Source organism: Stenotrophomonas sp. PUT21, from assembly GCF_052232875.1.
Taxonomy (GTDB): domain Bacteria; phylum Pseudomonadota; class Gammaproteobacteria; order Xanthomonadales; family Xanthomonadaceae; genus Stenotrophomonas; species Stenotrophomonas maltophilia_N.
Genome location: NZ_CP197645.1, coordinates 1,771,330 through 1,795,706, shown reverse-complemented (window position 1 = coordinate 1,795,706; position 24,377 = coordinate 1,771,330). Strand labels below are relative to the sequence as shown.

22 protein-coding genes are annotated in these 24,377 nt (G+C 63.3%); 6 read left to right on the top strand and 16 right to left on the bottom strand.

Translation table 11 applies throughout. From position 1 onward, the window contains the following. Positions 1–43: 43 nt before the first annotated feature. The 4 genes from ACTT2I_RS08395 to ACTT2I_RS08380 all read right to left on the bottom strand — a co-directional run bounded on the left by ACTT2I_RS08395 (position 44) and on the right by ACTT2I_RS08380 (position 2,602). Positions 44–472, bottom strand: a complete 429-nt coding sequence (locus ACTT2I_RS08395; protein ID WP_421099981.1) for a DUF6988 family protein — start codon at positions 470–472, stop codon at positions 44–46. A 26-nt stretch (positions 473–498) separates the two neighbouring features. Next, on the bottom strand, positions 499–690 hold the full coding sequence (locus ACTT2I_RS08390) for a hypothetical protein (RefSeq protein WP_421099982.1): 192 nt from the start codon (positions 688–690) through the stop codon (positions 499–501). Between the two features lie 164 nt (positions 691–854). Beyond that, a complete protein-coding gene (locus tag ACTT2I_RS08385; RefSeq protein WP_421099983.1) occupies positions 855–1,973 on the bottom strand; it encodes a hypothetical protein in 1,119 nt (372 codons plus the stop codon). 2 nt (positions 1,974–1,975) lie between these two features. Further along, entirely contained in the window at positions 1,976–2,602 is a 627-nt protein-coding gene (locus ACTT2I_RS08380; protein WP_421099984.1) for a Cap15 family CBASS effector, read from the bottom strand. Positions 2,603–2,726: 124 nt separating this feature from the next. On the opposite strand from ACTT2I_RS08380, the gene ACTT2I_RS08375 reads away from it, so the two are divergent. Together ACTT2I_RS08375 and ACTT2I_RS08370 are read left to right on the top strand one after the other, a co-directional pair. Next, positions 2,727–3,617, top strand: a complete 891-nt coding sequence (locus ACTT2I_RS08375; protein ID WP_421099985.1) for a WYL domain-containing protein — start codon at positions 2,727–2,729, stop codon at positions 3,615–3,617. 1,518 nt (positions 3,618–5,135) lie between these two features. After that, a complete protein-coding gene (locus tag ACTT2I_RS08370) occupies positions 5,136–6,344 on the top strand; it encodes a Shedu immune nuclease family protein (protein WP_421099986.1) in 1,209 nt (402 codons plus the stop codon). A 712-nt stretch (positions 6,345–7,056) separates the two neighbouring features. On the opposite strand, the gene ACTT2I_RS08365 is transcribed toward ACTT2I_RS08370, so the two are convergent. The 5 genes from ACTT2I_RS08365 to ACTT2I_RS08345 form a co-directional block, all read right to left on the bottom strand. Then, positions 7,057–8,472 carry a hypothetical protein gene (locus ACTT2I_RS08365; protein WP_421099987.1) on the bottom strand — a complete coding sequence of 472 codons (1,416 nt, stop codon included), beginning with the start codon at positions 8,470–8,472 and terminating at the stop codon, positions 7,057–7,059. A 28-nt stretch (positions 8,473–8,500) separates the two neighbouring features. Then, positions 8,501–8,893, bottom strand: coding sequence for a hypothetical protein (locus tag ACTT2I_RS08360; protein ID WP_421099988.1), 393 nt, complete (start codon positions 8,891–8,893; stop codon positions 8,501–8,503). A 4-nt stretch (positions 8,894–8,897) separates the two neighbouring features. Further along, positions 8,898–9,410, bottom strand: a complete 513-nt coding sequence (locus tag ACTT2I_RS08355; protein WP_421588910.1) for an ABC-three component system middle component 2 — start codon at positions 9,408–9,410, stop codon at positions 8,898–8,900. Further along, positions 9,407–10,540, bottom strand: coding sequence for an ABC-three component system protein (locus ACTT2I_RS08350; RefSeq protein WP_421099990.1), 1,134 nt, complete (start codon positions 10,538–10,540; stop codon positions 9,407–9,409). The genes ACTT2I_RS08355 and ACTT2I_RS08350 overlap by 4 nt, the downstream gene beginning before the upstream one ends. 65 nt (positions 10,541–10,605) lie before the next feature. Next, on the bottom strand, positions 10,606–11,031 hold the full coding sequence (locus ACTT2I_RS08345) for a MerR family transcriptional regulator (RefSeq protein ID WP_017355167.1): 426 nt from the start codon (positions 11,029–11,031) through the stop codon (positions 10,606–10,608). Positions 11,032–11,072: 41 nt separating this feature from the next. Between ACTT2I_RS08345 and ACTT2I_RS08340 the strand changes: the two genes are divergently transcribed. From ACTT2I_RS08340 to ACTT2I_RS08325, 4 genes are all read left to right on the top strand, one after another. After that, positions 11,073–11,429 carry a mercuric transporter MerT family protein gene (locus tag ACTT2I_RS08340; RefSeq protein ID WP_017355168.1) on the top strand — a complete coding sequence of 119 codons (357 nt, stop codon included), beginning with the start codon at positions 11,073–11,075 and terminating at the stop codon, positions 11,427–11,429. An 8-nt stretch (positions 11,430–11,437) separates the two neighbouring features. Continuing rightward, the gene (locus ACTT2I_RS08335; RefSeq protein ID WP_017355169.1) at positions 11,438–11,725 is read left to right on the top strand and encodes a heavy-metal-associated domain-containing protein; all 288 of its coding nucleotides are present in this window, start codon (positions 11,438–11,440) and stop codon (positions 11,723–11,725) included. Next, complete coding sequence (locus ACTT2I_RS08330) at positions 11,718–11,930, top strand: GDCCVxC domain-containing (seleno)protein (protein ID WP_080354540.1); 213 nt, start codon at positions 11,718–11,720, stop codon at positions 11,928–11,930. The genes ACTT2I_RS08335 and ACTT2I_RS08330 overlap by 8 nt, the downstream gene beginning before the upstream one ends. 94 nt (positions 11,931–12,024) lie before the next feature. Next, complete coding sequence (locus ACTT2I_RS08325) at positions 12,025–13,224, top strand: hypothetical protein (protein WP_017355170.1); 1,200 nt, start codon at positions 12,025–12,027, stop codon at positions 13,222–13,224. 36 nt (positions 13,225–13,260) lie between these two features. On the opposite strand, the gene ACTT2I_RS08320 is transcribed toward ACTT2I_RS08325, so the two are convergent. The 7 genes from ACTT2I_RS08320 to ACTT2I_RS08290 all read right to left on the bottom strand — a co-directional run bounded on the left by ACTT2I_RS08320 (position 13,261) and on the right by ACTT2I_RS08290 (position 24,362). Continuing rightward, positions 13,261–14,364, bottom strand: a complete 1,104-nt coding sequence (locus tag ACTT2I_RS08320) for an acetate/propionate family kinase (protein ID WP_036196077.1) — start codon at positions 14,362–14,364, stop codon at positions 13,261–13,263. A 19-nt stretch (positions 14,365–14,383) separates the two neighbouring features. After that, entirely contained in the window at positions 14,384–16,459 is a 2,076-nt protein-coding gene (locus tag ACTT2I_RS08315) for a heavy metal translocating P-type ATPase (RefSeq protein ID WP_082316348.1), read from the bottom strand. 63 nt (positions 16,460–16,522) lie between these two features. Beyond that, complete coding sequence (locus tag ACTT2I_RS08310) at positions 16,523–18,115, bottom strand: ABC1 kinase family protein (RefSeq protein ID WP_017355174.1); 1,593 nt, start codon at positions 18,113–18,115, stop codon at positions 16,523–16,525. Between the two features lie 25 nt (positions 18,116–18,140). Continuing rightward, positions 18,141–20,606, bottom strand: a complete 2,466-nt coding sequence (locus ACTT2I_RS08305; protein ID WP_017355175.1) for a hypothetical protein — start codon at positions 20,604–20,606, stop codon at positions 18,141–18,143. Beyond that, positions 20,603–21,517, bottom strand: a complete 915-nt coding sequence (locus tag ACTT2I_RS08300; protein WP_017355176.1) for a ribose-phosphate diphosphokinase — start codon at positions 21,515–21,517, stop codon at positions 20,603–20,605. The genes ACTT2I_RS08305 and ACTT2I_RS08300 overlap by 4 nt, the downstream gene beginning before the upstream one ends. Beyond that, entirely contained in the window at positions 21,514–23,031 is a 1,518-nt protein-coding gene (locus tag ACTT2I_RS08295; protein WP_049404647.1) for a thymidine phosphorylase family protein, read from the bottom strand. The genes ACTT2I_RS08300 and ACTT2I_RS08295 overlap by 4 nt, the downstream gene beginning before the upstream one ends. Next, positions 23,028–24,362 carry an MBL fold metallo-hydrolase RNA specificity domain-containing protein gene (locus tag ACTT2I_RS08290; protein ID WP_229301209.1) on the bottom strand — a complete coding sequence of 445 codons (1,335 nt, stop codon included), beginning with the start codon at positions 24,360–24,362 and terminating at the stop codon, positions 23,028–23,030. The genes ACTT2I_RS08295 and ACTT2I_RS08290 overlap by 4 nt, the downstream gene beginning before the upstream one ends. Positions 24,363–24,377 lie beyond the last annotated feature (15 nt).

Sequence of the window (24,377 nt, the reverse complement as noted above, 5' to 3'; positions counted from 1 at the left end):
TGGCTGCTTCTGGCCGAGTGCGAGCATTGAGCAGGGCAGGGGATTAGGAAGATTTATCGGGGGTAGAGTCAGCGGAGCGCAGCACCATGGGATAGCGTGCAGCAGCGTCCAATACCTTCCGCTGCAGGTTCGGCACACCCGTGAGAATGGAGGCCTGCATGGCTGCTAGGACGAACATCCCATTGACGTTCATTAGTGCGTCCACAACTAGCTGCATCGGATAGCCGTCCTGGTGCCGGCGCAAGGGATGGATGCCCGCATGAGTGTACGAGTTCAGGGCCTTCCAGTTGTAAGCCATGAATTCCCTCAGCGGCGTCACCGCATTGGGCGGGGCTTTCTTGCCCAGTTCCTCAACCATCACGGAGACGTTGGGCAGGTTCTTGGCCGACCGTTCGGTGTCCAGCGTCAGTTCCGTGACCAGCTTAGCCAGTTGACCATCGGTGGCGCCATAGAGCGTCCAGATGGCCCGCACCACGGCCTCAAATTGAGCCCGGTGGATCACAGTAGGGCGGAGGGCAAAAGGCCGGCATGCAGGAGTGCACGGGCACTGTCGCCATGCTCCATGGACAGGGAACACAGAAGGTCACTTACATGGATGCGCTGGCTGTCATCGAAGAGCGGCGTATCGATCACATTGACCATGTCGTGGGCCAAGGTATTGGACTGCTCAAACAGGTTGTCGAAGTCCATGGATCCCCCAGTTGGCCACATTATGCAAGGCCGCCGCGCAAGTTGGCCATCGCAGAGCAATGACCGACTGAGCAGCAACGCGTTGCTTTCAGGCGGACGATACAGTCCGCAGGCGTTCGTAGAATGGCTTTGACTCCGTTACGGGCGTTAAGGCCGTTGGCCCACTATTGCGGAATCTTGGCCCGCTTCAGGGTGCCCATCCAATCCTCAAACTGAGCATTACGTTCGAGCAGCGGAGCCTGCTCTTGAGCAACGCTCTTGGCAAGTTCTACCAACTCCTGCGCCAAGACAGGGATCGCCTTCAGTTTGTCTTCGGTATCAAAGACCTGGCGCAAACCATTGGGCGTTTGTAGGTTGCGCGCATGCGTCAGATTGCTGGCCAGGTACAAGAAGTAGCGTGTGGCCGCGGACAGGATGGAAAGCTCGTCGATGATCCCCGCACGCAGCGAGTCGGCATCTGCATTCCACAGCGCCGATGCAATGTCGTAGCTGTTGATATCGATGTGCGTGCCTTCGTTGGCGGCGTCGGCCTTCAGCGTCTTGCACAGGCGGATGGCCTTTTTGAGACCGCCCCACGTCTCGGCGTCTCGCTCTTTCAGTCGCAGCAGATGCAGGAATGGAGCATTGCGAATGAGCGCGGGCACCTTCTTGTCCAAGATGTCGACACCCCGGAAGTCCTCATTTCGGGTGCTCTGGTACTCCGGCGTGTCAAACCAGCTTGCCGTAACCACATCGATATCCCGATCCAGCGATCCTCCGGACACCTGAATCGCCTTGCCACCGCTGCAGTCCACCGTCGCGGTGGGGTAGGCATTGATGATGATTTGCTCGATGGACGCTCGCAACGACTGGAGCGTAGCCAAAGGAGAGCCGAGGTATGGTTCGCGGTAATAGCCTTGGCGTGCACCCGGTCCCGACGCGTCATATCTGATGAAGCGCGGATCAAGAACCAGGAAGTCAACATCGCTGGCGCCCCGGATATGGATGTTGCCCGGGACCGAGCCCTGAAGCTTGAAGGTGCAGTGCAGCCCTTCCTTGGCCAAGCCATCATTGATGCGCGCCTGGACCCGCCCGGCTTCCTCGATGCCCTTGTCGGTGTACTGCTTGCCCACTTCCTGCATTGCGCCCAGCGCGTAGCGGGTGCTCTTGCCAGTGGCGCGCTCCTGATAGGTTTCCTTGAGCGACTCCAGACTTGCGACAGAGTCAAACGTCATGGTTGCTCGGTCGCGCCCATTACGGCGCAGGCTCAGGTTTGCTAATCGCTTATCGATATCTGCACTCATGCTCAGCTCTCCACGCGCGTAAGGGTCATTGTTCCGAAGGTGTAGCGTCCATGGCCGTTGAAGTAGTCGCCTTGCGCTGACCGCAGGTCAGGGGCGAACACCAGCTCGGCGAAGCCGCGGTGCGCGGCAAGATGAGACTCGTTGATGCCCGGTTCGTTCTTGTAGTTGTACAGAACCCGGTAGCCGTCAGCTTTGTCATACATCAAAGCAGCCGCGATGCTGTTGGACCCCGACTGCGCGGTCTTCAGGCGGATGCGGATCTTGTCCCAGCTTTGGACGATGGTCACCTCGGCACGCCATACCGTGGCGGGGACCCCCTCCCCCTGGTTAAGGGAGCTTCCCTCACACTTCCATTTCCCGGAGAGGTCAGGGACTCGCAGTACTGAGGACAACTTGGGCATCTTCCATGCGTACGCCTCAAACAGGTAATACAGCCCCATGTAGATAGCGCCAGAGGTGACCGGCCACAGCACTACAGGGGGTATGCCCAACCCCGATTCGGCCAACACCGCCACGACCAGCCCCACAAAGGTGCTCACCAAGCCGGCCACGATCACCGAGGCGGCCATTACGTACCTTCCAATGGAAGCGCGGTTAAGGCCTCCCAATACTGAATATTCGTGCTCCATCACTGCTCCGCTAAAGTCGGCCAGACGGCGAGGCCGAGGATGGGATCAATACTATACGCATAGAATCTATACGGTCAAGTAACTATTCTGGTATGGTGATATCACTAGATCATGTGAGCTTCTGATGTCTTCTAAAGATGTGCCCGTCCGCTGGGGCCAAGCTCGACGCTTGGCGTTCATTGACGCCAGGCTGCAATTCGATGGCCGTATCAACCGGAAGGATCTGATCGACTTTTTTGGCATTTCGGTACCGCAAGCTTCCGCCGATATCGGTGAATATTTGTCCACTGCGCCCGGAAACGCCGTCTACGATCCATCCGTCAGAAGCTATCTGGCCCCCCCCGCGTTTCAAGCCGTTTCGGGGCGTTCCAGTGCGCTGCACTATCTGTTCGAGCTGTACGGCTTGGCCCGGGGCGCCATCTCCGCAGACGAGTGCTTTGTCGGGTATGCGCCCCCTACCGGGATTGTGTCCAGCCCGTCCCGGTCGATTTGCGTGGACGAGGTTGCCCGCTGGGTGCGAGCTTGCCGCGATCGCCGCATCGTGGGCTGCACGTATCAGTCGATGGAGGAGGAGGGCCCGAAGGCCGTTCGCTTGTCGCCTCACGCACTGGGGTTTGATGGGCTGAGATGGCATGTTCGGGCGTATTGCCATGAGCGCATGATCTTTCGGGATTTCGCGATCGGCCGCCTGGCGATACAGATCGTTGAGGAAGGCGAGAGCCACGTGGACCCGCGCGAGGACATTGGATGGACCACACTGGTGGAGGTTGTACTGGTACCCCACCCGAAGCTGGGCCGCTTGCAACGGGAGGCGGTAGCGCGCGACTACGGCATGTCTTCAGATCGACACGTGCTGACCTGCCAAAAGGCGATGCTGTTCTACACACTGCGTCATCTGAACCTGGAAAACCTTTCAGTCAGTGAGCGTGCCGCAGAACAGCACGTCATTGTTGAGAACGTCGAGCAAGTGAAACGCTGGATGGAGGAGGATCGCGCAGGAATACAAGGGCTGTGACGCGGATGAAACGTGCTCCTTTGCAAGCCACCGCGAAGCCGTCAAGCTGGGCCGGAGCGTCGGGACGGCAGCAGGCGCTTGTCTTTAACGGGCTCAGGTCACTGGCCTTTCGCGCCGGAAGATGCTGGAGCGATTCCTAACTTGCCCCTCGCCGCCAGTTCCCGCCCCAGTCGCTCAGCCAGTGCATCCCCGCGTGCGGTGACTTGCGCCAGAAACCCACAACAGGGCTTGGTCTGCGCGTCCCATGCTATGTGCTTGGTGATCCGATGGCTGCTGCGTAGGCGCTCAACTAAGCGGACACCGGCGGAGCAGGGAATTGGCGATATTTATCGGGGGAAGGGTGGATGTCCGGGTATTCAGGGCCAGCTCCCCAACCAAGACGAAGCGGCAGAAGCTTTAGGTCCGCGCCGTGCAACGTCATGGCTGCATGGAGCGGCCGCGCGGGGGGGGGGGCAGATGTCGGTACTAGCACCGCGCGAGAGGCAATCCAAGAGGCGGCACTCCGGGCTCCGGAGCTGCCAACCCCGCGCCGAAGCCTCCGCGGCAAGATGCCCACAAGGAAATTAGGGTAGGGAGACTGGGACGGATAGTGAGATCAATTGCTGACGTGCTTTGCGCTGACATGGCTCATCGGGACAATGCTCGGCAAAAGATGCCTAAGTCTTAGGTCCTAGTCGATCCGATGACGGATGAGGCGCAAGTGAGCGCCGCGGCTTGGCAGGCAGCCTTCGATAAAAGGTACAGGAAGTGGATCGAAGAAGCGCTGGCCTTTGCTGGCCGGAGAGCTCGGCTTCCTCAGGGGCGGTGAAAGGGTTCTTGGCTTCCCTTGCAGAGCCAAGTGCATCTGGAGGTGGCGGTGACGCCTCACCCGATCGCCGACGGGTTACCATAAATTCTAAGGAGAGCAGGATGGCGATAAGACACACTCAACGCGACGTCCACTGGAACTACTTTCTAGCGCTCGAAGAGGACCTCTTCACCGTCGCGCGATACGTCGAGTTCTCGTCGCGCAACATGAGGACCTACTCCCTGGAATTCGCTAGACTCCTACTTACCGCTGCGTCTGAGGCTGACGTTATCGCCAAGCAGTTGGTCAAACAGATCTCACCAGGTGCCCGGGTCCGCAACATCGACGACTATCGAGCAGCGATTGTGCGCTGGTCACCAAAATTCACAAGGCAGCAGGTGACTTTGCCACGCTATGGCCTATCCCTAAAGCCATGGACCAGCTGGAGCCGTGGAGCTTCACCAGACTGGTGGCTTGCGTATAATGCAATCAAACACGATCGAGCTGCCAGCTTTCAGTCTGCGACACTCAAAAATGTGCTCAATGCAATGGCAGGGCTCTACTTACTACTGCTGCACAACGCTAGACAAGCGGGCGTCGGCGAGCTAAGGCCCGCTCCACGACTTTTCGTGCCATCAGCAACGCTCGCGATGATTGACACGTACCCAGACGGTCAAGCGCTATGCTTCGTATAGGCGCCCAGTCCGACGATTGTCCATGAGGCTGCAATCATGTCAGATGACGAAGCAAGCTATGTCGCAAACAAGGTGCCTGGCCGAATCTATGGCTCTCGTTCATTCGACGTGAATGCATGCAAGATGGTCGATGGGAAGCCAGAGCGCGTAGTTCGAACCGCGAGATATCTCGACCGCGTCTTTCCCGATGTCGAAGGTGAGGTCCTCGCAGTCTTGAAGGAGGAGCTCGTCCTCCGCTCTACACCTACAGGCAAGAGGCAAGTAAAACTCTTGGTTGTGGAGGATCCGCGAAAGGTCCGATCGCTCTACCTCCAGTCCTTCGACATGAGTGACGGCAAAGATGTACCGAGCCGGCGTAGTCACTTCGTGCTGAGCGGGACAGAGATAGATGATTTGTTAGAGATCGCAGCTTTGGCGGCAGAGGGGGACTTCCAAGTTAGCGGGAAGTTCCGAATCGGCGTGAACCAGTTGCAACGTCTTGACCTGACTCCTGACGCCGTTCGCGCCCTCGTCGGGAGCAACTCTGCTCTGATGGAAGAGGTACTGCGGACCGAAGTCACGCAGCATGACATGGTCGCGGTCGCGTATCGCCGCGCCCAAGTAAAGCGATTTGAGCGTCTTCTCATTGATGAATCGTACTTCGACAGTGAGAAGGAACGTACGTGCTTAAGTGACGAGCGCCTGTGGCAGGCCTTCTTCGAAGAGAATAGGTGGATCTTCGGCGGCGCGCTCTTTCTTTCCTCAGCGGGCGGTCTTGACGAAGGTAAGCTTGAACGGACTGTAGCGGGCGCATCGGTGGCGGGGCCAGGAAAGCGTGCAGACGCGCTCCTTAACTCGAGAGGCAGAATCGGCGCACTTTGCTTCGTAGAGCTCAAGACTCACAGAACTCCGCTGCTCAAAGCAGGTCGCCCTTATCGGCCTGGTACGTGGCCCGTCTCAGATGAGCTCAGTGCCGCAGTGACTCAGGCACACAGGACGGTCCAGCTGGCTGAGCAATCAATCCAGAAACAGCTCAAGATTGTTGACGACTTCGGCAACCCAACCTCATCCGACGCTTTCCTGATACGCCCCCGATCCGTCGTTGTCTGCGGGGATCTCGCAGAGTTCAGCGGTCAGCACGGGATCAACTATGACAAGTACAGCTCCTACGAGCTTTATAGGAGACACTTGGAGCGGCCAGAGATCGTAACCTTCGACGAGCTCTTAGAACGTGCCAAGCTACTTGTCGACGTGTCGCTTAGATGACGCGGATGAGCGCGAGAACACATGTAGATGATGAAGCGGTCCGCTCGACGCGCCTTTGCACTAGCTCGCCTGCAACTACTGGATCGCTGGGCGTAGCCAACCCTAAGGCCGTGAATGCCTGCCCAAGCAGACCGGGGAAGTTGACTGTTTCTGTGTACGAACCCCGGCGCTGCACCAAGGCGTGCGCGGCGGTCGCCTCTAATAGGGCCCTAGCGGTACCGGCAACTAGGGGGCTCTCGAGAGCGCCGCTACGGGACCGCTCCGCGCAAGCTTGAAGTAACGCAGTTAGCTCCTTCGCGGTCAGCGACGATAGGACTTTGGGGCTGGAGCGAGCAATCAGTCCCCAACTGCCAGCCCTGCAGGTCGAAAGCGGCTGACAGGTTGGCAATCGCCCCAACACCACGGTAGTTCGCGGAAGCTGGGCAGAAGCCTCCGCAGCCATGAACCGTAGATAGCAGCCCGGCGACAAGAACTTCTCCGGAGGGCCTGTCGTTTGACAGCGCCCAACTCAGCACCGCGCGAACCCGCGTTGACTTCCCAGCAGGCTTTGATTGTCTGCCGGGATCTACGGAGCCCAGCTTTGCCTTATCGATCTGAAACTTGATGTTCGAGCGGCTGGCTCGCGCTGCCGATCTGTGCGTCATCTACCAGGCGCGCGATGGCTACTAGTGGCGGGCGGTTCGACATGGGGCGGGTTCGCCAATCGAGGCTGTTACCGAGGAATCAGTCCCGCGCGTTCGCCCAGCTTTGCGGCGTCGCCTGCGAACCACTGATAGTGGACTTTCTCGGCTATGCCTTGGGGCGGCTCTTTGTTCTCGATGATGATAACTTGGATTCCGTCATCAAGATGTGTCAGCGATTCCCAGAAGGAGGCCTCGATTCCTGGGTCAACTGGGCCATCTCCGGTAGAACTGGACTTGCCCTTTTTGTAACTCGTCAGCGGCGAGTCAATTATCACCATGCCGGGGTGGGGTTTGCCTTTACTCCTGCAGTAGCGTAGAAGCCCTATCGCGAAAGCTGCATAGAGGACCGCGCGAACGCCCTTGCCATGCGATTGGCGAGATTGACCATCCACAACAATGTCATATTCCTTCTGGTCGAAATCCACTCGCCCCGGCCCCTTCCAGCTCCACTCGCCCAGAATGGCCTCAATTTCGGAGCAGAGGTCTCGCAGTGCCTTTGCGGGCAAGTGTTCCCACGTTTCCTTCTCTTCCTTCGTGTCCAGCGCGGTCTCGATCTGTCGCTTAAGCTCGCTGAGGTTGCGAATCTGATCACGCTCACTATTGGCGCGCTCAAGCTCAACTCTATGACTAACCAGGTTGTCGAGACGGGCCGCGACTTCGGTGAAGGACGGAATTACGACCTGAGAAAGCCTATCTTCAATTCGCAATATGTTTGCTTTAGCCGCAGCGGCTTGCATGGCCCGCTCTTGCATGCGTGAAGTGACGGCCTCAATAGTCTCCGCCAAGTCCGCGCGATGCCCGAGAATCTTTCCCGCCTCCGCCCGCGCTGACTGGTGGACGCTCTCCGCAGATGCTTCGGCGGAGTGTTCATGAGCGCCGTGCATGACCTGATCGCAAAGAGGGCAACGCGTCTCCTGCAACTCCTTGAAGTAGTGAGCGCCCTCGGCTACGAAATCAAGGCGCTCCAAGTCCGACGCATAGCGGCCGTCAAGCAAGTGATACCGCGACAGCAGCTCGTTCAAAGCAATGGCCTGGTACTCAGCTCGGTTCAGCTCGTCGGTGGACGCCTCTCGCTCTAAATAGAGATTCGCCCTCTCGTCGGTGATCAACGTGAGCTCGGCACTAATGTTGTTAATCGCCTCCTCAATCTCGCCGGAAGCTATGGGCGCCGCAAGCTGGCGTTTTGCCTCGCTCTCTTCAAGAGGCGCTAGAAGTTCCGTGATAACTCCAAGTTGCGCAGTAGAGCGTGCCTTTACAAGCACCTTTTCTTCGCTGGTTACAATTCCCGCGTCATCTTTCCCGGAAAGCATGAAAGAGAAAGTGCGCTTGTGTGCGGTCTCACTAAAGCCACTCTTCCCAAGGACCGGCGAGCGCTCATCAATTACAGCGATCTCGTCGACTAAGAGCACCGGAAGAAACATGCGCATGGAGAGACGCTGAGTCACCCCGCGGTCATTCTTGCGGAGCACCGCCTCAGGGATCCCTGCAAAAAGGAAAGAGGACAGAAGAGATGTCTTTGACGCCCTTACCCGTTCCACGCTTGGAGGTCACGACTTCGGGTTGGCTTGCGCCAGTGGATTCAAAATTGGATCGGTAGACGGCGATCTTTCCTCCAGCCAAGTTGCGCTTGAGCGTCAGGAAGTCTCCGGCCGAGTTCTCTAGCTCGACGAAAATATCCGAATACGCTTCGGCCTCGGGGATTCGCTTCCTTAGTTCATCTGCACCGAAGACGTAGTCAATGCAGTGAAGCAGGTAGCTCTTTCCGGTGTCGGACTCGCCCGCAAGAATGTTCCCGCCCGGTTCGAAGGTTTCCGTGGCATCCATAACACCAGCGCCACGCAGTACGAGCTTTCGTAACTGAAACATCGCTCTACAACTCCAGATCGCGTAGCGCCGTGAGCCGCTCAAACTCGGCTCCCCATTTACCCACATTAGCCGACATAAAGGCGTTTAGCTCTTCGTCCGAATCGCTTCCGAAGTTCGATACGATCCACTCGGCTCTATAGCGAAGTGCTGTGGCGTAGTCGGACTTGAGCAGGCCTACAAAGGATGTGGTTAGCGCGGTTGCTCGATACATGATTCCCGTACGGTCGAAGCTCTTCATGAGCAACTCACGGCTAAACATCTGATTCAATCCGGCGCGCACCAGGTCACGTTTAACAAGAAGCTCTGTTCCTCGAAGAGGCACAGCTGGATGCAGGCTGGGCGGGCCATCAGGCATGTCGCCGGAGTGAACAAGGAGATAGTCATATGACACGAGCCGCTGGAGATCTGACGGCGCTCCATTGGTGGCATTCAGAACAAATAGCGTTCGAAGGCCGCACTCCAAGGGCGTGTTGAAAGGACGCGGTGGTCGTGGTGAGGTTGGATCGTAGTTCATCATTTGCCGCACCACTTCAGAACGCCCTCGTTCGCCATCTGGTGACACATGCCCTCGCGGTCCTTTGCTTGCACATGAGGGGCCAACACGTGCCCACCGAGCTGCAGCGACTGGGCCGCCTTTACAGTGTCTTTGAGGCGATTCAATCCGGTTTGGCCGGTTGTCGTGTATGTGTAGAACAGGCCCTCACGGAACTCGCCGAGCAGGGTTTCAAAGAACGCTGGATCGGCCATCTGATCGCGGGCCAGTTCTTTAAGGCCCTCAGCGCAATAAAAGGTAATACGAGAGCGCTCAAAAATGTCCTTGCAAGCGGCCAAATGTATGAAGTCGCCGGGGTCGCCGATAGTTGTTTCCATGGCCTCCCCGATAACTTCGAACAACTGGGTGATATAGCCGGACTCTGTCGGCGCAACGGATGAAGGGGGCTCCGGCGGGGGCGGCCTTTCTATCAGAGGCGCACCGAATACGGTCAAGTGGTATCTGGTTTGAGCATGCTCGGAGATGAGCTCAAGCGGCTGCTTCGCTTTGAAAATGCTGAAGTCAAACGAGGCAATGTGATCTTTCATCTCCTCAGTGAGGGCCACTGTCGCCTTGGAGGTAATCTCGCCCGCGCAGTGTTTGTCCCAGTTCTCAATTACGAAATCGCGCAGCTTCTTTGGATCATCCAAGAGATCCTGAAGAGTAGAAGTCGTGCCCTTATGCGTGACAAACCAATACTCTTCAGGCGATGTGTAGTCGCCCTGGAGCGTATAATAGAGAACCTTAGCGATCTCACCCGCTGCGATGCCGGGCCCCAGACGGTCGCCGTAGTGCTTGCACTGATATAGCTTCCAGCGGCGCGGCTCTGTCCCTGATGGATCAAGCCACACGACCACGTCTCTCCCCTTGTCGCCGGCACCGCCGCGCTGCTGAGCTTCATCCACCTCGACTTGCGTCGAGAGGTAGTCAGATGCCCACTCAAGCGTGAAGCGTTCGAAATCTGCCGAGCTGAACTGAGCCAGCCGATCCAGCGGCTGTACGGGTAGTCCTGCCCCCACGCCAAGAAGGCGTGCATTGGCATTAGGCCAAGGGGTCGGCGGCTGTAGCGCTGATAGCGGCGCACCGGCTCCCTTGCCTGGTTTACTTGAGGCCACGCCCCCCTCCCTTGGCTGCAGTAGAGGGTCGGCAGGGATTCGTGTAAAAACGGGCCGAAAGTGAGCTAACTGCCTGTCGCAGCTGGCTTTATTGGCCGCTCCAGAAAATCGAGGGTTGGGCAGCACTCTCCCGCCGGCACTTGGGCGCACCGCGCTATTTTCTGTTCGAGATCCCTCTCCAGCTGTCGCAGCTCGCGGATTCGTAGACGGACATCGACGAGCTTTCGCTCGGTCAGCTGACGGGTCTGCTCGCAAGAACCTTCGCCTGTGATCTCTAGCAGGCCAGCGATCTCGTCGAGGCTGAATCCCATCATCTGAGCGCGCCGGATGAACTGAAGCCGATTGACATCGTTTTCGTCGTAACGACGCACGCCTCCTATGGGTCGCTCGGGTTGACGCAGCAGCCTACGCCGCTGGTAGTAGCGCACGGTTTCGACGTGCACATCGGCCGCCGCCGCCAGCCGGCTGATCGTAAACGTGTTCGGACGCACGGCTTGACTCCGTACCTAGGTACAGAGGCTAGTATGCTCTGATGCAAACAACCCCGGCCAAATCGTCTGTTCCAGCCATCGTTGGCGCGAGCATCGCCGCCATTGGCGCATCGGTCTGCTGCGTCGTGCCGCTGGTGCTGGTCCTGCTGGGCATCAGTGGCGCCTGGATCGGCACCCTGACAGCTCTCGATCCCTTGAGGCCCTGGTTCAGCGCCGCCGCCGTACTGTCCTTGGCCGTGGCGTTTTGGATGCTGTATCGACCGGCGGCACGGTGCGGTGTGGATGGCAGTTGCATCGCCCCGGACGCTCTGCGACGCAGGCGACGTTGGCTCTGGTTGGCGACAGCCCTCATCGTCCTGTTGCTGCTGTTTCCCTATTACATCGTCTGGATTCTGTAGGAGGCGCGATGCACAAGTGGATACTGGCCCTGGTGGCTGCTCTGTCGGTCGGTGCCGCTCTTGCGACGCCCGCAACCGTAGTGATGCTCGATGCTGAGAACATGACCTGTCCCGCCTGCGGCATCACCATCAGGAAGGCGCTGGAGAAGGTGCCGGGCGTGGCCGATGTGAAGGTGGACACCCGGGCTGAAACAGTCACGGTGACGTTCGAATCGAGCCAGACGGATGCAGCCGGAATCGCGCGTGCAGTCACGGAAGCAGGCTTCCCGGCCAAGGTGCGGACTGGCGGTGAGTGACGTCAAGCTGGAAAGCATCTTGACCTGCCCGGAGTGCGGCCATCGGGCGACCGAGACAATGCCCATCACAGCGTGTCAATTCTTCTATGAGTGCACGGGCTGTGGAGCGGTTTTGCGTCCGCATCAAGGCGACTGCTGTGTGTTCTGCTCGTTCGGAACAGTGCCATGTCCACCGATCCAACAGAACAATCCCTGTTGTGGTTGAACCGCGGACTCCGATAATAGTTGGACAGACAGGCTGCGAGATCGACTGTGCCACCCTGGAAAGCGCGCCGCTCAACCAGCGGTGTGCATGCGAAGTGGTCGACATCCTCCGTCTGCACGAGTCGATCCGGGGTGCCTTTCCGGAGTTCACGACTGATCCCGCCGTACACGCGCACTTATTTTCACCCTATGCCTTGTTCGTTGATCGGCCCGCGTTGGAGGCCATGGGACGAGTCGCGGCGGCGGTCTTCGACGTCGCAGGAAACCCGGGATATAGCCAACGGGTCCTGCAATGGGCCCCTGACATTGCAACCCATGATCCGGGTTCGGCGGGGGGCGTCCTGGGTCTGGACTTTCACCTGACGGTCGATGGCCCGCGGCTGATCGAGGTCAACACCAATCCAGGCGGTCTGCTCCTCAATGCCTTGTTGCTCGATGCCGTGCGGTCTTGCGCGCCGCCAGCATGGGCCACCTGGACCAACGCGGCCCAAGCGCGTGATGCGGCCGTCACGGCCTGGATGGAGGATGCTCGGCAGCAATCCGGGCGCACGCCGTCGCGCCTGGCCATCGTGGACAGCACTCCGCGAGCGCAGTTCCTTTACCCCGAGTTTGTGCTGTACGCGAACGCGTTTCGGGACCATGGCGTGGACTGCGTGATCAGCGCTCCCGAGGATTTGTCGTTTGGTTCGGACGGGCTTGAGGATGCCCACGGTCGAATCGACACTGTCTACAACCGGTTGACCGATTTCGCGCTCGAGGATGCCTCGCATGCAGACATTCGTGAGGCTTACCTGGCAGGGGACGTCGCGCTGATGCCGCATCCCCGAGCACACGCGCTGTTTGCCGACAAGCGCAACCTTGCGGTGCTCGGGGACCCGGCTCTGCTCGGCGGGTTCGGGGTCGATGCGGGTTCGACGGCACTGCTGGGCCAGGTGATCCCGCCCACGGTCGAACTCGTGCCCGCGAACCGGGATGCGTTGTGGGCAGTGCGCAACGGATATTTCTTCAAGCCTGCAGCAGGGTTTGGCAGCCGTGGGAGTTATCGGGGCGACAAGTTGACCCGGCGGACTTGGGCGTCTATGGCGTCGGCGACCTACATCGCACAGGCCTTCGCGCCACCGAGCATGCGGATCGTGCATGGGGGCCAGTCCCTCAAGGCGGATGTGCGCTGCTTCGCGTCCGAGGCGGGTGTCCTGTTGTTCGCGGCCAGGCTGTACCAGGGCCAGACCACGAACATGCGCACCCCCGGTGGTGGATTCGCAGCGGTGCTCACGTCGTCACGGATCGAGGAGTGATTCCCCACCGGAGCCGACCCTTGGGGCGTGTCGTGGCTACAGCCAGGCGAGTGCCGATTCAGCCAGTTCGCGCTCCTCATCGATCGCGACGTTCCATATGCTCGGCCCGCCCCCGCGGTCGATCCGCGTGGCTCCAGCATCGTTGACGTCAGGTGCCAGCGCCAGGCCGAGCCAGGCCAGTCGCGCGACGATGCGAGCCCGCAAAACCGGCGCGCGATGGCCGATGCCGCCGGAAAAGACGACATGGTCGAGACCGCCAATTGCCGTGGCCATGGCCGCGATGGACTGCGCAATCCGGACTGCAAAGAGCTCCACGGCAAGCTGGGCCTGCGGGCCGGGATCCGTCAGCAACACGCGCATGTCGCCATGGCCGGCGATTCCGGCAAGGCCTGCACTGCGGTACAGGCCGTTTTCAAGCGCCTGCGCATCCAGGCGTTCATGCCTCAGCAGATACAGCAACGCGCCGGGATCGAGATCTCCGGAGCGGGTAGGGCTCGGGATTCCACCCAGCGGAGTGAGCGCCATGGTGGTGTCGCGGCTGCGGCCGCCCTCGACGGCGCAGACGCTGCAGCCACCCCCCAGATGCGCGAAGACAGCGCGGCCCTTCAGGATTCCAGCGTCGTGGCTGGCCACTATGCGGAGCGCGGAGGCAAAGGCGAGTCCATGGAAACCGTAGCGGCGGATGCCCAGCGCATCCCATGCTTCAGGGACAGGCAAGCGCCGGCTCCAGGGCGCGAGCGACGCGTGGAAGTCGGTGTCGAAGGCCACGCCTTGGCGCGCGTGCGGCCAACGCATGCGCGCGGCACGCGCGAAAGCGAGGGCTACCGGCTGGTGCAAGGGTGCGAACGGCACCAATGCATCCAGTTTCGCGAGCACGGTTTCGTCGAGCTCGCGGGCGTCGTGCAGGTCACCGCCATGTACGATTCGGTGCACCACCACGTCGGGGCTGGGCCACGGCTCCGACAATGCCTCGAGCAGGGTGGCAAGGCGCTCCTGCGCATCCACGCCGACTGGAATTTCGGCCCGGGAGCGCTCGAGCAGACGAGACTGCGCGCCGTGTCCCTCAGTGTTGAACAGATAGGACGCGCCCTTGAGGGTGGACGAGCCAACGTTGAGTGCAAGAAGCCGGCGCGTGGTCACAGGTGTCCCCGAATCATGTTCATGGGGACCGCACCGCCCGGCGCAACAACTGCGCATTGATTGCCACAACGACGGTGCTCAGCGACATGAGCACTGCCCCAAGCGCAGGTTGCAGCAGGATCCCCCATGCGGCGAGAACGCCAGCGGCGAGAGGGATGGCGACGATGTTGTAGCCGGCGGCCCACCACAGGTTCTGGATCATCTTGCGATAGGTGGCCTTGCTCAATTCGATGATCGCTGGCACGTCGCGCGGGTCGCTGCGCACGAGTACGACGTCGCCGGCCTCGACCGCGACGTCCGTCCCTGTGCCGATGGCGATGCCGACGTCGGACGTGAGCAGCGCCGGAGCGTCATTGACACCGTCACCCACCATCGCGACGCGCTTGCCCTGGGCCTGCAGCTCCTCGATCTTTGCCACCTTGTCCTCGGGCAATACCTCGGCGAAGACGGTGTCGATGTTGAGTTCCTTCGCGACCGCGTTTGCGACCGCCGTGGAATCACCCGTCAGCAGGACAACCTCCAGTCCTTCGTCGTGCAGCCGCTTGACCGCGTCGAACGATTCGGGACGGATGGCATCCGCGATCGCAAATACGGCGAGCACCCGGTCGCCTTCCACCAGGTAGGTTGCAGATTGACCATCGGCTGCCGCTGATTCGGCAGCCCGCCGAAGCGTCTCCGGCGGTTCGACCGCGAGCATTCTCAACAGACCCGGCCCGCCAACGTGAAGCGAGCGCTCCTCGACGACTGCGCGCACGCCGCGTCCCGGCATGGACTCGAAGTCCTGCGACATCGGAACGTCGATGCCATGTTCCTTGGCGCTGGTCATCAGCGCCTGCGCGATCGGATGTTCAGCGTCGCGCTGGACCGACGCGGCCACGCGAAGCACCTCGTCGTCGGTGAGTCCATCGGCGGCAGTGGTCTTCACGACGCGGTGCGAACCGAGCGTGAGCGTGCCTGTCTTGTCGAACACGACCGTGTTCAGCAAACGGGCCTCTTCCAGGCCGCGTCGATCGCGCACGAGCAGGCCGTTCCGTGCGCCAATCGTGGTCGAGATGGCGGTCACCAGCGGGATGGCCAAACCCAGCGCATGGGGACAGGCGATCACGAGCACGGTCACTACGCGCTCGATCGTGAAGCTCCACGGTCGACCGAGGAGTGGCCAGACAATGGCGGTAACCGCGGCGGAGACGATGGCGATGATCGTGAGGTAGAACGCCGCCCGGTCCGCCAGGGCCTGGGCGCGCGAGCGCGACGTCTGGGCCTGCTCGACGAGCCGCATGATACCCGCGAGCGCGGTCTCGTCGCCGGTTCCCGTCACCTCGACACGCAACGAGCCCTGTCCGTTGACGGTGCCGGCGATCACCCGGTCGCCCGTCGACTTGTCCATCGGCTTGGACTCGCCGGTGATCATCGCTTCGTTGACGGCGCTGGTCCCTTCCTTCACGACGCCGTCGGCGGGAATGCTCGCGCCGGGCCTGATGAGCAGCAGGTCGCCGCGCTTCAGTTCCGCGACAGGGACTTCCTTCGCGGTACCGGCCTCATCCAACCGCACCGCCATATCAGGCAGCAGCTTCGCGAGTTCCTTGAGAGCGCCCTGTGCCTGGTTGATCGAACGCATCTCGATCCAGTGGCCGAGCAACATGATCGCCACCAGCGTCGCCAGCTCCCACCACAGGTCCAAGCCCTCGACAACGCCGAGCGTGACCAACGCGCTGTAAAGGAAGGCGACGGTGATCGCAAGCGAGATCAGCGTCATCATGCCCGGCAGGCGATTTCTCAGCTCGTGGTATCCGCCGCGGAGGAACGGCGAGCCGCCGTAGAAGTACACGATCGTGCCGAACACCGCCGGGATGTACGCCGACCCCGGGAACTGTGGTGCGGTGTAGTCGAACCAATGCTGGATCATCCCGCTCCAGATCAGAGTGGGGATGGTCAGCAGCAGCGTGAGCCAGAACTTGTCGCGGAAGCTCGCCACGCTGTGGCCGGCATGCTTGTCGTGCCCGGCATGGACGTCACCTTCAGCACCCGTGCGGGGATGCGGCGGTTGCTCGCCGTGCGCCTGATGATCTTGATGATGATGATTGTGTTGCGTCATGGGTCTGCCTTCCTGGATGCACTGATGCGCCGGGCACCAGCGGGGAGATAGATCAGTGTTCTGTTACAAGTGTCCCGATCTGGCGATGGCCATCACCAGCCGCAGTGAGAGCAATCCCGCAGCAGCGAAAGCCACCATAGCCAGGAAAGGCATGTGACCGAACACTTGCGGGCCGTCGGAATGCAGGCTCAACAGCGCACCGCTTACGTACAGGCCCAAGGTGACCAGGGCCAACGCCAGCCGGTTGCCCGTGCGCGCGATTGCCTCCTGCGTGGAACTCAGGCCATGGTGGTGTACGGAGAAGGCGGGTCGTCCGTCGCTCAGTTGCGCCTGCCGCAACAGGTCGGTGGCGATCTGTGGCAGTTGGCGCGCAGTGCGGGCCAGCCGCATGGCAAGCGGCCTGTTGCCGCTGGGGCGGCTGGCTTCGGCAATGTCGGCGATCGCGGCCGCCTGCGCGGACAGCGTCCCCAGCAGGTCCAGATTCGGATCCAGCGCCCGCAGCGTGTTCTCGACCAGGAACAGCGTCCGGATCAGGGACAGCAGGTGGGCCGGAAGCCGGAAGCCAGCGCCCTGCCCAATGCGTGCCACGCGCCAGATTGCCTCGGCAATGGACCACTGCGCCAGCGGACGGCTGGCCATCTCGGCCAGGATCAGGTGGATCTCGCGCACATGCGAGCGGCGGTCGACCTGCGACGGGAAGAAGCCCATGGCGATCGCTGCATCCAGCACGCCCTCGGCGTCGTCGGCCGCAATGGCCTCGACCATGCCGCCGAGCGCGAGCCGGGATGCAGGGTCGAGCACGCCGATCGATCCAAAGTCATGCAGGCACAGGCGACCGTCGTCAAAGAAGAACAGATTCCCCGGGTGCGGGTCGGCATGGAAGACGCCGGCGCCGAAGAGCTGATGCACGTAGGCACCGAGCAGCGCCCTTGCCAGTGCGGGAGCGGCCGCTGTGCCGTACGCGGCCTCCAGACGGGTCCCGTGGCTTCGATCCTGCACAAGCACGTTGCGGGTGGCATACGGCTCGACGACGTGCGGCTGGGTGATGCCGGGCAGGGCATCCAGCACCTTGGCCATGCGCCGCATGTTCTGCGCCTCGTGACGCATGTCGATCTCGTCACGCAGGAATGCGCCTAGTTCGTCCACCAGTTCGAGCGGCCGGTGGCGTTTCAGTGGCGGCCAGATCCACTGGGCGACGCGCATCGTGCGCCGCAGGAGCAGCAGATCCGCCTGCACCTGGGCATGGATCCCGGGGCGGGTGATCTTGACGACCACATCGCGACCATCATGCATGCGCGCTGGATGGATCTGGGCCACTGAAGCCGCGGCCAGGGGCTTGTCATCGAAGCTGGCGAAAAGTTCGCCGACCGGCGCGCCAAACGCCTGTTCGACGATACGCATGGCCTCCTCCGCCGGGAAGGGGGGCACATCGCTGTGCAATCGCGACAGCGCCTCGCGATAGGGCGCCGGCAGCAGGTCCCAGCGCAGGCTCAAGCCCTGGCCCAGCTTGACGAAGGTGGTGCCCAACCCCACCAGTGTGGTGCTGACGTATGCCGGAAGCAGGTCGGGTGCACGTCGGCGCAGGCGCAGCACGGCGACGCCGAGCTTGAGTCCCGCCCAGGCAATCTGGCCTCCGCGCCGCACCGTGCCCGCCATCAACGCGCGCTCCCGGTTGGACAACTCATGGCGTCGACCCACTTGCAGGACGCAGGATCGTGGCCGGATCGCCCCGACCATCCACTGCCGCCAGCTCCGCTTCCGACAACAGGCCGCCCCGGGACTGGCCGAGGACGCCCGCGGCCGCATCGACCACGTGCGCCCAGGTGCTGCGGTTGGCGAACAGCAGTCCCGGCACGTCCAGCGTGCCGCCGCGGTTGACGAAGCCGAGCGCCGCGGTCGTGGCCGGGCCAGTGTCGAGCCGGCGCAGCGCGCCCAGGAAGGGCTCGGGCCGCGTATGCGTGACGAATATGCGCGGCCGTTCCGCCGGGAACAGTGCATGGACCTCGCTGTCGGAGTGCACGTACCGCGCCTCGTCCGGATCGCGCGGCGTGCGGAACCGGCCGGGCTCGCCGAGATAGACGATCGCGGCCGACACGCCACGTTCAACGAGGCGCACCTGCGCGTGGCGCACTTCCTGCAATTGGTAAGCACCGGTGGCGACCAGCAGGATCGCCGCTGTCGCCGGGTTGCCGGCCAGGCACAGCGCACCTTGGGTGGCCAGCGCCTGCGCCTGCGTCGGTGTCAGCTCGTGCGGCACCGGTCGCTTGGGGACGACCAGGGTGGTGACCGTGCCGCGTTGCGCGTAGGCGTGGGCGAGGGCCGCGGCGGCGCCGTTGGCGTCCGGGGGAAACACCACGCGCGATATGTCGGCCATTTCGCCCAGGAGCGCCTCGGCCATGGTCGGATCCTGATGGGACTGCTCGTTCTTCGCGTTCTCCCACGTGTGCGAGGTCAGCACGAGAGGCACGCCCAGCCAGCCGGGCGGTCGCCCCGCCTGTGCCTGGTGACGCGCGAAGATCAATTCCTGGCGCACGGCGCCAAGCATCTTCGGTGCGAACGCCTCGTAGGTGACCACCAGGTTCAGCCCGCCCTTGTTGCCGAGCGCGGCGCATACCACGGCTTCCTCATTAAGCGCGGTGATGACCGCGCCAGTGGTCGATTCCGCGACACCGGGCTCGGGCTCGTGCACCCGGTGCTTCATTGCGTCCAGGGTGCGATCGAGCTTGTTGCTGCGCAGCTCGTCAGGATTGCCCACGCGCACGCGCAGCCCCGGGTTCGCTTCGGCGATGGCGACGAACTGCTCGTCGAGCGCGGTCATCGGCGAGCTCTCGCCGCCGGCGCCGCGGTCGGCGATCGCCGGGACGCGGGGCGGTTCCACCTGGCGATCGGCCAGCGCATGGTCGCGCTCGCGCACGCGCTGCTGGAGGTCGTGGCTGTTGAGTGCGGCAACAGCCTCCTCGAGCTCGGACGCGGCCACGAACAGCGCCGCGGCGCCTTGATTGAAGAGCGCGCGTGCCTCGGCCTCCTTCGACGGATTCCCGGGCAGGGGCAGGTTGTGCGAGGCGTTGGTCCCGGCGCCGGGGAATCCGAAGCCCTTCACGGTTTCGGCAATGCCATAGGGCAGCCGCACGTCGGCATCGGGAACGGCGGCGCCCGCTTGCAGGCGCGACTCCATCACATGGATACCCCACGCGATGCTGGCCGGATCGCGCCCGTCCAGCGCGATCGGATCAAAGCCGTTCAATCGCAGGTGCCGGTCCAGCCACCGCTCGCCGCCCTGCTGGGCGATCTGGCTGCGCTGTTCGATGCGCCGCCCGTTGAGGATGATGATCGGGCTGACCAGCCCGCTGTCCTCGGCACGCCACCAGCGCGGCGCCCAGTCGCTGCCGCGCTGTTCCTCGAACGCACCGTCGCTGAGGAACGCCACCAGGCGTTCGTCCTTGAGCGGTGCATGCACGTACTGCAGTTCGGCAAAGCCGAGATAGCCGCCTTCCATCACGCCCCCGGCGGTGTGCGCATTGACGTGGGAGCCCAGGGGCGACGCCGGTGTTCCGTCCGGATTGAGGGTGTAGGCATAGAAGTCGCCGACGAACCGGCTCAGCCCCGCGTCGGAGCGGTCGTAACGTTCGGCGTGCCGGGCGGTCATGTTGCCAACCAGCACGTTCAGCGCGTCGATGGCGGCCACGCAGTGCCCCTGGCCCATCATCCATGCGCGGGTGACGCCATCCAGGGCGTCCATCAGCAGGTAGCCGGCGTAGGCCGGCACCATGTTGAGGGACCCGCCAGTGTGGCCTTCGGGCGTGGCCTTGAAGTCATCGGCCTCGAGGGCCGCGCCGTCGGTGCGGACCCGCTGGCTGTAGGTCATGTGGGCCACCAGCCACATGCCGGCGCTGGTGACGCGATCGGCCGCGGCGAGCCGCTGCCAGGCGGTGCCGGCATCGGGCGTGCGGCCCAAGGCCACCAGCTCGTGCACCATCTGGCGGACCCGGAGCTGGGTGAGCGGGTCATGTCGGATCACGCCGTAGCCGGCCGCCCAATGGTCAAACGCGGGATCGGCCCGCCGGTGGGCGTCGGCGAGTTCAAGGGTCCGCTGGCGCTCGGCGGCCGACAGCTGGTCGGCGGTGCAGCAGTTGAGATGCAGGTTCATGGGTCCTCCGGGGAGTCGGCCGAAGCGGACATCAGGGTCGATGCCGCGTCAGCGAGGTCCGCGCCGAGCGCGATCGCGTTCGACGGGTGGGCAATGGTGTCGGTACTGACGATGCGGGCCAGACCTGCTTCCTGCAGGCGGGCATAGGCATCGCCGGCGAACACCGGATGGATGGCGACCAGCAGTGGCGGCGGCAACGACAACCGGCGCAGGTGTGCGAGGGTCTCCAGGATGGTGTGGCCGGACGACACGATGTCGTCGATCAGGACCGGGGTCCGGCCCGCCACGGCCTGCGGGTCGGGCAGGCTGACGCGCACGTCGTAGTCGCCGTGCCGCTCCTTGGCCAGCACCTGGTAGGGCATGCCGGACAGGGCGGCGATGTCCGCTACCCACTGCTCGCTCTCGCTGTCAGGGCCGATCAGCACAGCGTCGGGGACGGTCTCAGCGATCCAGCGGGCCACGGCCGGCGTCGCCGATACGTGGACCGTCGGAATGCGGTAGAGCGACTGCAGGCGCTCGACGCGGTGCAGGTGCGGGTCCACGGTCACCAGCCAGTCGAAAGCCTCTTCGAGGAATTGCGCAAACAGCGGTGTACTGACCGCCTCGCCGCGATGGAAGCGGGTGTCCTGGCGCATATACCCCAGGTAGGGTGCGATGAGGCCGACCGAACGAGCCCCGAACTCGCGCGCGGTCCGGGCGGCGAAGCGCAGCGGGAGGGCCAGGGCATCGGCGTTGCGCAGGCTGGCCAGGATCGCCACATCGGCGCCGTCCAGTGCGTCGTCCAGGGTGACCAGCGACTCGCCATCGGGGAAGTGCCGCCAGGCCACGGGTGCAATGCGCGCCTGCAGGGGCTGGTTGATGGTGCCGGCCAACACTGCATCGGCCGGGAAGGGCATCAGCACACGGGTCATGGAACCTCTCCAAGCACAAAGGGTTGCAGCGTCGCGGCGTGCTCCAGGGCGTAGGCCAGTTCTCCCGGCGACTCCGCATGCAGGGTCATCATGGGCTGTCCGCGCTCGACCGTATCGCCGATCCGCAGACCGGTTTCGAGGCCGGCGGTGGGGGATGTCGGGGCGCCGGCCAGCTTGGCCAGTTTGGCCAGCCTGCGGTTGTCGATCGCCGCGATGCGGCCCGATGCAGGCGCCGGGACGTCGGCGGTGAACGCCGCCCGTGGCGGTTCGCGGAAGCCTCCCTGGGCCTCGCAGATCGCCAGGAACTTGGCCAGCGCCGCCCCGGAATCCAGCACGCCGCGCGCGCGCTCCAGTCCGGTGCCGGCGTTGCTGCCCGCTGCCATGTCCAGCAGCGCCGCGGACAGCGCAAGTGCGCGTTCGCGAAGGTCGGCGGGTGCATCGGCCGCGTTGCGCAGCACCTTGAGCACGTCGTGCGCCTCGAGCGCCGGGCCGATTCCCCGACCCACCGGCTGGGTGCCGTCGGAGCGATGGATGCCCAACTGCAATCCCAGCGCGCCCGCGGTGTGGGCAAGCCGCGTGCCGAGGCTGTGGGCCGCGGCCTCACCTCGCACCTTGGCCGTCGGACCCACCGGCATGTCGATCAGGACGTGGGTGGAGCCCGCGGCTATCTTCTTCGACAGCACGCTGGCGACCAGTTGGCCGTCGCTGTCGAAATCCAGCGGGCGCTGGACCCGGATCAGGATGTCGTCGGCCGGGCTCAGGCGCACGTTGCCACCCCACACGATGCAGCCGCCCTCGCGCTCCACCACCCGGCGCATCGCCGCCAGGTCGAGCGCCACCGGCGCCATCACTTCCATGGTGTCGGCGGTGCCCGCGGGCGACGTGATCGCGCGCGACGAGGTCTTCGGGATGCGGTAGCCCAGCGCAGCCACGATGGCCACCACGATCGGGGTGGTGCGATTGCCCGGCAGGCCACCTACGCAGTGTTTGTCCAGCACCGGCCCTTCGCCCCAGTCCAGGCGCTGGCCCACGGAGATCATGGCTCGCGTCAGCGCGGTCGTCTCCGCATGGTCCAGGCGGTCACCCGCGCTGGCAGTGACGAAAGCTGCAAGCTCCAGGTCCGACAACCTGCTTTCCATCACGTCCTGCACCAGGGCGAAGTACTGCGCGTCGTCCAACCGGGCGCCGAACACCTTGGCACGGAGCGCGCCCGCCGACGCCGCGGGTTCCGCGTGCCTGACGCCGGCGAGGGCGTCGGGCGCGGGATCGAGGAGCGTCCACGCGGCCTCCGACAACGCCACCTCGTCCAGGCCGAGCCGATCGTCGATGACCACGTTCAGCGTCGCCACCAGCGTGCGGGCGTCCACGTCCAGCCTGACGCGCGTCATCGCGGCAAAGCCTTCCGAGCGACAGACCTCGCAGTCGCGGTGCATATAGACCACCGGCTGCTGGTAGGTGTCGATGCCGGCACGGGTGACGCGCAGGCGGGTGTGGCCCGGGGCCTGCGTGGTCATCTCGCATCCTCCAATCCGACTTGCTCCAGGTGCCCCGGCACGCGCGCACGCCAGCCCAGTTCACGCTGCACGCGCCCGCGCAGCGTGTCTGCAGCGTCGGGCTCGCCGTGGGTGAGGTAGACCATGCGCGGCGCGGACGGCGCGGTGCGCATCCAGTCCAGCAGCTCCCCGGCGTCGGCGTGGCCGGAGAAGCCCTCCAGCTGCACCACCTCGGCGCGGATGGGGACCTCGCGGCCGAACATGCGCAACGTGCGCTTGCCTGCCGCCAGCGCGGCACCGCGTGTTCCTCCGGCCTGGTAGCCCGCGAGCAGGATCGCGTTGCGGTCATCGGGGCCGAACGCCTCGATGTGGTGCAGCACGCGCCCGCCGGTGATCATGCCGCTGGCCGAGATGATGATCATCGGCCCGCGCTGGCGGTTGAGTGCCTTCGACTCTTCTACAGTGTTGACGAAGGTGGCCACGTCGAACATCCGCTGGCAGTCCTCGTCGGACACGTGGTGCTCGGAGTGGTGGTCGTGGTAGTGCCGGGTCGCGTTGATCGCCATCGGGCTGTTGAGGTAGACCGGCACGCGAGGGATGTCCTTGCGCTCACGCAGCCGGGCGATATGCAGCATGAGCGCCTGGGCGCGGCCGATGGCAAAGGCGGGAATGACGATCACGCCCCCGCGGGCGGCAACGCGGCGGATGATCGGTGCCAGCTCGGCTTCTTGGTCGATCGGAATGTGTTCCCGATTGCCATATGTGGATTCGCAGACCAGGACGTCACAGGCGGGCAGGGGCGTCGGCGGATTCATCAGCGACTCCTGCTGCCGTCCCAGGTCGCCACTGAAGTGCAGGCGCTGGCCCTGGACGTCAAGGCTGACATGGGCAGCGCCCAGGATGTGGCCGGCAGGATGGAAGCGGATCGTGACGCCTGATGCGACCTCGATGTCGCGACCATAGTCATGCCCCTTGAGCTGCTTCAGGCTGCGGCGGGCGTCATCCTCGGTATAAAGCGGCCGTGGTTCCTTGTGCTTGGAGTACCCCTTGCGGGCCGCGTACTTGGCCTCCTCTTCGAGCAGGTGTCCGCTGTCGGGAAGCAGCAGGCCGCACAGGGCCACGCTGCCATGGGTGCAGTGGATCCGGCCGCGGAACCCTTGTTTGACCAGTGCGGGCAAGTAGCCCGAATGGTCCAGGTGGGCGTGGGTCAGGACCACCGCGTCGATTGATGACGCCTCGACGGGAAACGGAGCCCAGTTGCGCTCGCGCAATTGCTTGTAGCCCTGGAACAGGCCGCAGTCCACGAGCACGCGCTGACCGTTGGCCTCGACCAGGTAGCGCGAGCCGGTCACGGTGCCCGCGGCACC